Annotated in this window: 9 protein-coding genes; 7 read left to right on the top strand and 2 right to left on the bottom strand. The window is 65.3% G+C overall.

Features of this window, described 5'->3' with window-relative positions:
- The 4 genes from WBQ44_RS04805 to WBQ44_RS04790 all read left to right on the top strand — a co-directional run.
- Positions 1–1,200, top strand: a 1,200-nt coding sequence (locus tag WBQ44_RS04805; protein WP_495565593.1) for an ATP-binding protein, incomplete at its 5' end; no start/stop codon positions are given.
- Positions 1,197–2,363, top strand: a complete 1,167-nt coding sequence (locus tag WBQ44_RS04800) for an acyl-CoA dehydrogenase family protein (RefSeq protein ID WP_495565592.1) — start codon at positions 1,197–1,199, stop codon at positions 2,361–2,363. The genes WBQ44_RS04805 and WBQ44_RS04800, both read left to right, overlap by 4 nt.
- Positions 2,360–2,839 carry a MaoC family dehydratase gene (locus WBQ44_RS04795; RefSeq protein ID WP_495565591.1) on the top strand — a complete coding sequence of 160 codons (480 nt, stop codon included), beginning with the start codon at positions 2,360–2,362 and terminating at the stop codon, positions 2,837–2,839. The genes WBQ44_RS04800 and WBQ44_RS04795 overlap by 4 nt, the downstream gene beginning before the upstream one ends.
- Positions 2,836–3,705, top strand: coding sequence for an HpcH/HpaI aldolase/citrate lyase family protein (locus WBQ44_RS04790; RefSeq protein ID WP_495565590.1), 870 nt, complete (start codon positions 2,836–2,838; stop codon positions 3,703–3,705). The genes WBQ44_RS04795 and WBQ44_RS04790 overlap by 4 nt, the downstream gene beginning before the upstream one ends.
- On the opposite strand, the gene WBQ44_RS04785 is transcribed toward WBQ44_RS04790, so the two are convergent.
- Together WBQ44_RS04785 and WBQ44_RS04780 are read right to left on the bottom strand one after the other, a co-directional pair.
- Positions 3,638–4,504, bottom strand: coding sequence for a DUF5996 family protein (locus WBQ44_RS04785; protein ID WP_495565594.1), 867 nt, complete (start codon positions 4,502–4,504; stop codon positions 3,638–3,640). The two genes, WBQ44_RS04790 and WBQ44_RS04785, sit on opposite strands and share 68 nt — an antisense overlap.
- Positions 4,505–4,563: 59 nt before the next feature.
- Positions 4,564–6,294: a nitroreductase family deazaflavin-dependent oxidoreductase gene (locus WBQ44_RS04780; RefSeq protein ID WP_495565589.1), complete on the bottom strand. Its 1,731-nt coding sequence runs from the start codon at positions 6,292–6,294 to the stop codon at positions 4,564–4,566.
- Positions 6,295–6,406: 112 nt separating this feature from the next.
- Here WBQ44_RS04780 and WBQ44_RS04775 point away from each other — a divergent pair, with 112 nt between their 5' ends.
- The 3 genes from WBQ44_RS04775 to WBQ44_RS04765 form a co-directional block, all read left to right on the top strand.
- Entirely contained in the window at positions 6,407–6,997 is a 591-nt protein-coding gene (locus WBQ44_RS04775) for a TetR/AcrR family transcriptional regulator (RefSeq protein WP_495565588.1), read from the top strand.
- 85 nt (positions 6,998–7,082) lie between these two features.
- On the top strand, positions 7,083–8,672 hold the full coding sequence (locus WBQ44_RS04770; protein ID WP_495565587.1) for an MFS transporter: 1,590 nt from the start codon (positions 7,083–7,085) through the stop codon (positions 8,670–8,672).
- Between the two features lie 84 nt (positions 8,673–8,756).
- On the top strand, positions 8,757–9,580 hold an 824-nt coding region (locus WBQ44_RS04765; RefSeq protein WP_495565586.1), incomplete at its 3' end, for a thiamine pyrophosphate-dependent enzyme.

The raw sequence follows: 9,580 nt of genomic DNA, 5'->3' as shown, positions 1-9,580 counted from the left end.
GACTACTGCGGCGCGGGCACCGTCGAGTTCATCGTCTCGGCCGAGCGCCCCGACGAGTACTTCTTCATGGAGATGAACACCCGATTGCAGGTCGAGCACCCCGTGACCGAGATGGTGACCGGCGTCGACCTCGTCGAATGGCAGGTCAGGGTCGCCGCGGGCGAGAAGCTCAACTTCGAGCAAGGTGACGTCACGATGACCGGTCACGCCATCGAGGCAAGGGTGTACGCCGAAGATCCGAGCCGAGGCTTCCTACCGACCGGCGGCAACGTCGTCGGACTCGTCGAACCCTCCGGCAACGGCATCCGCGTCGACTCCGGTCTGTCCGTCGGAACCGTCGTGGGCAGCGATTACGATCCCATGCTGTCGAAGGTCATCGCGTACGCGGACGACCGAGCCGGAGCCCTGCGCAAGCTGGACCGTGCGCTCGCGGGAACAGCGGTGCAGGGCGTCGTCACCAACATCGAATTTCTCCGATTCCTCCTGGCCGACAAGGATGTTGTCGCAGGCCGTCTCGACACCGGACTGCTCGATCGACGGGTCGACGACTTCGTTGCCGTCGCCACGCCGGAAGACGTCCTGATCGCAGCGGCGGCCGAGCGCTGGATCTCGACCTGGCAGCACGCCGACGCCGACCCGTGGTCCGTTCCGACTGGCTGGCGAGTCGGTGCTCATGCCTCTACCGTGACCCGGCTCAGCACGGGAACGCAGACGACCCACGTCGCCATCACCGGTTCGCCGAAGTCGGCGGTCGCGGTGCTCGACGGTGGTGACCCGCGTGCATTGACCATCAGCAGCACTCGCGGGGAACTATCGGTGGTGATCGACGGACGCCGCGCAACCTACGCCTTCGCCCACCACGGCGAGACCACCTGGCTTTCCGGGTTCGACGGAACCTGGCCGGTGAAGCAGGTGCCGGAAGCGAGTGTCCGCGGCGACGACGCCCAGTCCGGCAACGCCGACATTCTCAGCCCCATGCCCGGGGCCATCATCGCCGTCGGCGCCGCCGACGGAACCGAGGTACGCGCAGGCGACACCGTCGTCGTCGTCGAGGCGATGAAAATGGAACACGCCCTGACCGCGCCCACCGACGGCACAGTCGAAATGCTCGTAGCCGCGGGAGACCAGGTCCGCGTCGACCAGTTGCTCGCGCGAGTAATCCCTGCAGACGTAATTTCAGTGAAGGAAGTAGAACAGTGAACAGCTATCTGACCACGGGAAACCTGCCCGACGAATACCAGCAGTTGTGCAAGAGCGTCGCGGATTTCGCGCGCACCGTGGTTGCACCGGTGTCGGCGAAACACGATGCCGAGCACACCTTCCCGTACGAGGTCGTCTCCGGAATGGCGGAGATGGGGCTGTTCGGGCTGCCCTTCCCCGAGGAATACGGCGGAATGGGCGGCGACTACTTTGCGCTGTGTCTGACACTCGAAGAACTCGGGAAGGTCGACCAGAGCGTTGCCATCACCCTCGAGGCCGGCGTATCCCTCGGTGCCATGCCGATCTACCGATTCGGCACCGAAGAGCAGAAGCAGGAATGGCTTCCGAAGCTCACCAGCGGCAACAACCTTGCGGCGTTCGGCCTGACCGAGCCCGGCGCAGGCAGCGACGCAGGCGGCACCAAGACCACCGCCAAGCGTGACGGCGACGACTGGATCATCAACGGCAGCAAGCAGTTCATCACCAACTCGGGTACCGACATCACGGCATTGGTGACGGTCACCGCCGTCACCGGAGTCGACGAGACCACCGGCAAGAAGCAGATCTCGTCGATCCTCGTTCCCTCCGACAGCCCAGGGTTCGTCGCCGGACCGGCCTACAACAAGGTCGGCTGGAATGCCTCCGACACGCACCCGTTGAGCTTCACCGACGTCCGGGTTCCGCAGTCCAATCTCCTCGGCGAAGAAGGTCGCGGCTACGCGAACTTCCTGCACATCCTCGACGAGGGCCGCATCGCGATCGCCGCGCTCGCAGTGGGCGTCGCGCAGGGCTGCGTCGACGAAAGCGTCAAGTACGCACGCGAGCGCGAGGCGTTCGGCTCTCCGATCAGTCGCAATCAGGCAATCTCCTTCAAGATTGCCCGGATGGAAGCGCGGGCATATGCAGCCCGCGCGGCGTACTACGACGCCGCAGCACTGATGTTGTCCGGCAAGAGCTTCAAGAAGGAAGCGGCCATCGCCAAGCTCGTCGCGTCCGAGGCGGCAATGGACAACGCACGCGATGCAACGCAGATCCACGGTGGTTACGGCTTCATGAACGAGTACACCGTTGCCCGTCACTACCGCGACAGCAAGATCCTCGAGATCGGCGAAGGCACTACCGAGGTCCAACTGATGCTCATCGCGAGAGGCCTCGGACTGTGACCCGTATCCGCCAGCGCGGCCTGTGGTTCGAAGAAATGGAACTCGACGCGGTGTACGAACACCGACCGGGACGAACCGTCACCGAAGCCGACAACACGCTTTTCACCACTCAGACCATGAACACGCAGGCCTTGCACCTCGACGCCGCCTACAGTGCGTCGACGGCGTTCGGAGAGCGGCTCGTGAACTCCATGTTCACGTTGTCCACGCTCGTCGGTTTATCCGTCGCGCAGTTGACGCAGGGAACCATCGTCGCGAACCTCGGCTTCTCGGAAGTGTCGTTTCCGAAGCCGCTGTTCCACGGCGACACCCTTTACGCCGAAACGCTGATTTCGGACAAGCGCGAATCCACGAGTCGGCCGGGGGAGGGCGTAGTCACGTTCACCCACACCGGGCGAAATCAGCACGGCGATGTCGTTGCCGTCGCCGTGCGCAAGACTCTCGTGCAGATGAAGCCTGGCGAGGACCCGGCATGAGTTGGGTTCCGGCCGGACCGGCATGGCTGTTCTGTCCCGCCGACCGTCCCGACCGCTACGGCAAAGCAGCCGCCGCAGCAGATGTGGTGATCCTCGATCTCGAAGACGCCGTCACTGAAGCTGACAAGCCCGCGGCTCGCGATGCACTCGTCGCAACACCGCAGGACCCCGAACGCACAGTCATCCGCGTGAACGCCTGCGACACCGAACATTTCGAGGCCGACCTCGCCTCGCTCCGTCGCACTCGGTATCGCCGAGTGATGTTGGCGAAGACGGAAAGTGCCGCGCAGGTCGAACGGTTGGACGGCTACGAGGTCGTCGCACTCATCGAATCACCGCTCGGTGCCGTCGCGATCGATGACATCGTGTCCGCGCCCGGTGTTGTCGGTGCGATGTGGGGCGCCGAGGATCTGGTTGCCGCCCTCGGCGGCACCTCGAGCCGGTTCGTCGACGGCACCTACCGCGACGTAGCGCGGCACGTGCGAGCGTCGACTCTTCTGGCCGCGAAGGCGAGGGGCGTGTTCGCTCTCGACTCGGTGTACCTCGACATCGCCGACCTCGACGGGTTGGCGGCCGAGTCGGAGGACGCTGTAGCCACCGGCTTCGATGGCAAGGTCGCGATCCACCCGCGCCAAGTGGAGGTGATTCGTGACGCGTACCGACCCTCGGACGAGGACGTTGCCTGGGCCACCAGAGTTCTCGACGCAGTGTCCTCCAACAGAGGTGTGTTCTCCTTCGAAGACAAAATGGTGGACGCGCCGGTTCTGCGTCACGCCGAGCAGATCCTGCGGCGCGCGGCTAGCCGATCTCGTCCCATCGGGCTGTTGCGACAGCGGCTCGGTGGGTCTGTTCCAGGAACTTCGTGAGCATTTGCGCCGGGTCCGACGATTGCCGAACGAGGTGATAGGGAAGCACCCATTCGCCGAGGCTGGTGTCCCAGTGCGCAGGTGCTTCGACGCCGGGATGGGTGTCGTACCCCTCCGGGTGCGGGTAGGCGTAGGAGTAGAAGACTCCTTCCTCGGCTCCACCGGGCCAGTAACCCGCGCTCGATACCTCGTCGCTGTAGGCCTCGTGCATCACCCAGTCCGGGCAGTTGGGTACCCCGCCGGGATGTTGTGGGGCCGGCCGACCCGAGAATCTGGTGACCGCGAGATCGAATGCGCCCCAGAAGAAGTGAACCGGACTCGACTTCCCGCGGAAGTCGCCGCGGAACGCGGAGAAGACACCGTGCGCGCTCACCAGCGATCGCCAGAACTTCGCCATGGCCTCGGCGTCGTACGACGCGTGTGTGGTGTCCTCGGCAAACGGTGTCGCATCGGGCAGCTCGACGGGTGTACCGACGATGTCGATCTCGAATGCGAGGTCCCGCAGGTGTGTCCGGTACTCCCGGTAGAAGTCCGCGACGGTGCGCGGGGCGAGCGTCATCCGGCGCGAGGTGCCGTCGGTGACGAGAAACTGCACTTCGTGGGCGAGGAAATCGAAGCGGATCTCGAGGCCACGCCCGTTCGCGGACATCAGCGACGTGGTGAGCCCGCGTGCGTCGACGTACAGCGGCACACCCCACCAGTGGTTGACGGCGGGGGCGAGCGCCATGCGCGTCTTACCGACGATCTGCGTCCACAGGTGGACCGTGTCGCGCGTGTCGATCCACGAATCCACTGTCAGCGCAGGCCATGCCTCGTTGCCTCGTACAGTGCGTTCATCTGACTCATGATGCCGCACGCTCAGTCGAACGTCACCCGCACCGAGATCGGTGTCGTCGCCAGCGCCGCGAAGCCCGCGCCGACGATGCGACCGAGGAGGGGTGAGTTCGCGAACGACCTCGCCCGCGCAGCAACGTCGTCGGCAGGCACGAATTCCGCCTTGCCGGTACGCCAACGGTTGCCGACGCGCAGGCACACCCGGGGATCGTCGGTGATGTTGGCTCCCCAACCGGACCGGGTGCCGTGCTGCGAGATGATCCAGGCGCCGGCGTCGTCGAATTTCGCGGATACCGGCACTCGGCGGGTGAGGCCGCTCTTACGCCCCGTCGTCTCGATGTCGGTCATCAGTGACACGTGCACTCCGGCTGCGGTGAGTCCCCGCATCAACGGATTGGCCATGTAGCGGCCGACCATGCGCTCGCGGCGGAACTTTCGCAGAGCGGGGTCGGGCGACGTGCCGCCACGCCTGCTTCGGAACGCGTCGACACCGTTGCGCTGCAGTGTGGTCACCGCGGTACGCCACACGGGCCGCGCGGGGTCGGGCTCTCCGCCGGTGCCGATGAGGTGGAGCTGATCGGTGTGCCACTGCAGGTCGAGCGCTCCATCGAGAGCCTTGAGCATCTTCGACGCCTTCAGCATCTTCACGTTGGGGAGCCCGAGCGAGATGGTGGGCGAGTCGAGACGATCGAGATTGTCGCGCACCAACGCGTGGCCCGCGGCGGGCATGACCGTCGCCGGACGGCCGATACCGATGACGTCGCAATCGCCCGAGGACAGTGCGAGAGTCATCGCCGAACGGGTGCGGAAACCGCCGGTGACGGCCAATGGGACTGTCCCCGCGGCGCGCCGGACCTCACGTGCGTAGTCGAGGAAGTAGGCCTCGCGTTTCGCCGTACTCTCCGACACGTTCGATGAGCGGCCCATCATCGCCGGGGATTCGTAACTGCCACCGCTGATCTCGATGAGGTCGATGTGCTCGTTTGCGAGCTGTTCGACGACGAGTGCAGAATCCTCCTCGCTGAATCCGCCCTTCTGAAAGTCGGCCGAGTTGAGCTTGATGCCGACGGCGAAGCCGGGGGACACCGCGCCTCGAATGGCGCGCACGACTTCGAGAACAAATCGCATCCTGCCGTCGAGGTTTCCGCCCCATCGGTCTTCGCGCTTGTTCGCCGCAGGGGAGAGAAATTGGGAGACGAGGTAGCCGTGCGCGCCGTGGATCTGGACGCCGTCGAATCCCGCGGTTTCGGCAACCGTCGCCGCGGTAGCGAACCGACCGACGATGCCGAAGATCTCGTGTTCGGTCATGGCCCGCGGTGCCGGAAGGCCAGGGATGTCGAGGGCGATCGCCGACGGTGCGATCGGAACCGCGCGGGTGGCGATCGGATTCGCCTGTCGCCCGGGGTGATTGAGCTGCATCCAGATCGGGGAGCCGCCCCCGTGGGATGCTCCGTTTCGGCTTGCCGCGGCCCAGGCGGTCAGTGCGTCGAGATCTCGATCGTCCTCGATGACGACGTTGCCCGGCTCGCCGATGTGCAACCGGTCGACCATGACGTTGCCGGTCAACACCAGGCCGTAACCGCCGGCGCCCCACTGCGAGTACAAACGCCCCAGCCGGTCGTCGGGACCGTGCGCCATCGTCCCGAGGCCCTCGCTGAGCGCAGCCTTCATGACCCTGTTGGGCAGAACCTGACCACACGCCAGTGCGAGCGGCGAGGAGAGCGCGGTGGTGGTTCGGTCCTCGTGCGTGTCCAAAGCTCGCTCCTGGGTATCCGTCGACGGTTATGCTGAAGGGCATACCTTCGAGCAACCGTAGGTGTCACCGTCGGTCACGTCAACGGGCCGGGCAAAACTCGAGGAGTGGCCAGTGAGTAGAAGTACCGCCCGCGAGGACATGCTGCGCAGTGCAGCGCTGCTGTTTCGGGAACGCGGGGTCGAAGCCACCTCCCTCGCCGACGTCATCGAGCGTGCGGGCGCACCGCGCGGGTCGATCTATCACCACTTTCCGCGCGGCAAGCCGCAGCTCGTCGAGGAGGCGACGCGTACCGCCGGTGCGTTGATGGGGTCGATGATCTCGGCGGGCATGGCGAACGAGGGTCCGGCGGCGACGCTCCGGGCGATCATCGGTGGGTTCCGCGATCAACTGGAATCGACCGACTACACCGCGGGTTGCCCAGTGGCCCCGGCTGCGTTGGAGGGTGCGAATTCCCCGTCGGCAGTGGCTGCTGCGGGGGAGTCGTTCACCTCCTGGGAGGACACGATCGCCGCGTCCCTGTGGCAGCGCGGGCTTCCGCAGGAGCGGGCGCGCAGCCTCGCGACCATGGCCATCTCGGCGTTCGAGGGTGCCTTGATCATCGCGAAGGCGCAGCGCAGTACCCGTGCACTCGATCGGGTGGAAGTCGAACTTCTGCAGTGGCTGGGCAGCGCCCTGGACGGGGTGGGCAACGCGCGAGCCTAACGGTTCGACTATTGATATAACTCGAAGTAATAGGTACCTTGCGACGATGCCACTATGCACGGCGTCATAGTCGAAGGGATCTCACATGCCTCTGTCTCTCGAAAAACTCGACAGGCCGGCACTGTCCGCGCGCCGTCGGTACGCGGCTCTCGCCGTCATCTGCCTGGCAGAACTACTGGTCGTACTGGACAACACCGTCGTCAACGTGGCGCTGCCGTCCCTGGGTCTGCAGCTACGCGCCAACATCAGCGGCCTGCAGTGGGTAGTCGACGCGTACACCCTGACCTTCGCCGGCCTGCTGCTCGCGTTCGGGCATCTCGGTGACCGGTACGGCCGCAAGAAGCTCATGATCGTCGGTCTCGTCGGCATTGCGGTGATGTCCGTCGGCGGCGCCGTCGCCACCGATCTCGGCCAGGTGATCGTAGCCCGCGCAGCGATGGGTGTCTGCGCGGCCGCGGTGTTCCCGGCGACGCTCGCCCTCATCATCAACATCTTCACCGACGCACGGGAACGCGCCCTCGCAATCGCAGCGTGGACGGCCATGGCAGGCTTCGCCATCGCGATCGGACCCACCGCGGGCGGATTCCTGCTCGAACGCTTCTCGTGGCATTCGGTGTTCTGGATCAACATGCCGGTTGCGATCGTCGTCGCGCTCGCTGCACTCGTGTGCGTTCCCGAGTCGAAGGCAAGCCAGGTCGGCAAGTACGACCCGATCGGCATCATCGCGTCACTGGCCGGAATCACCATCCTGGTGTGGGCGATCATCGAAGCGCCGCATCAGGGTTGGCTCTCGGCAATCAGTGTCGGTGCCTACGCGGCCGGCGCTGCGTGCCTGATCTTCTTCGTTTGTTGGGAGCTGCGGGTCCCGTCCCCGGTACTCGACATGAACCTCTTTCGCATCCGCCGGTTCTCGCTGCCCGCCCTGTCCATCGCCGTCGCCTACTTCTCGATGTTCGGCTTTCTGTTCATGATCACGCAGTACTTCCAAGGCGTCATGGAACTCAGCCCCCTCGAATTCGGCATCCACTCACTACCCTTCGCGGTGTCCATCGCGATCGGAGCGCCGTTGGCCACACTGATCGCCCAGCGAATCGGCACCACCGCAGTGATCGTCTTCGGCCTGATCGTGATGAGCGTCGGTATGTTCATCGCAGGCCAGGTGAAGGTCGAAACGCCCTACCTCGGACCGGTCGTGGTGTCGATGGTCCTGATGGGGCTCGGCCTGGCCATCGTGCAGGGCCCGGCAACGGATTCGATCATGTCCTCGGTGTCTCTCGACGAAGCAGGCACCGGATCGGCGGTGAACGACACCACCCGTGAAGTGGGCGGCACGCTCGGTGTCGCCGTACTCGGATCGATCGTGGCCTCGATCTACACCACGAAGGTGGCGCCCCGCATCGACGCCATCCCGGATTCGATCATGGACCCCTTCCAGAAGGCGTTCGCCCGCGAAACCGTGGTGAGCGTCGTCGAAATCGTCAAGGCACCGACCAACCCGATCTTCGTGACCCAGAAGGCCGAACTCGTCCATGCCATGAAGGCTGCATCCCTGGAGGGATTCCAGTTGGCGTCGTTCGTCACCGTCGGTGCCTCGATGCTGTGCGCGGTCGCCGTCGCAGCGTTCCTACCCTGGGTCCGTTCCGAAAGAGACGGGCTGTTGCTCGCCTGGCGATAGTGCGCTCCGCGCCCGTGTGCACTTAATGTTGTGTGAACAGCACTTTCCGTACACGGGCGGCGGAGCCGCATAGACTCGCTCGGTATGGCCGAAGCGATCGATTCGTACTTTCTGGGCACCGTGTCCAACGCGGTGCCGGGATCGCGGTCGCTCGGCCCGGCGCTGACGAGTGCGCGTGCACTCGAACTGTTCGACGCTCAACTCGGTAGCCGCCACCTCGACTTCGCTGCCCGCTGGCTTCGCTCGCAGGGCAAGGGCTTCTACACGATCGGCTCGTCCGGTCACGAGAGCAACGCGGTGGTCGCCGGAGCGCTCCGGCCCTCCGATCCTGCTCTGCTGCACTACCGCTCGGGCGCATTCTTTCTCGAACGCGCCCGGCAGGGTGGTGGCAGCGACGCCATCGGGGATGTGTTGCTCGGATTGGCCGCCGCCACCGAGGATCCCATATCCGGCGGCAGGCACAAGGTCTTCGGTCGAGCCGACCTCGCGGTCATCCCACAGACCTCGACCATCGCCTCCCATCTTCCGCGCGCGGTCGGCGTCGCATTCGCCATCGCGCGGGCGCGCAAACTGGGCGTCCCCTCGCCCTGGCCCCTCGACGCCGTGGCCGTCTGCAGTTTCGGTGACGCCTCCGCCAATCACTCGACGGCGCTGGGCGCGATCAACAGCGCCGCGCATTCCGGATACCAGGGCGTTCCGATGCCGTTGCTGTTCGTGTGCGAGGACAACGGCATCGGAATCAGTGTCCGAACACCGCCGAAGTGGATAGCCTCGAACTTCGGCGCCAGGCCGGGACTCGAGTACTTCCACGCCGACGGCGGCGACCTCGTCGCCACACACGAGGCGTCGACGGCAGCGGCTAACTGGGTACGTCGACACCGCCGTCCCGCGTTCCTGCACATCGAGAC

Source organism: Rhodococcus sp. (in: high G+C Gram-positive bacteria), assembly GCF_049591685.1.
GTDB lineage: Bacteria > Actinomycetota > Actinomycetes > Mycobacteriales > Mycobacteriaceae > Rhodococcoides.
This window is presented reverse-complemented; position numbering and strand designations above follow the sequence as displayed.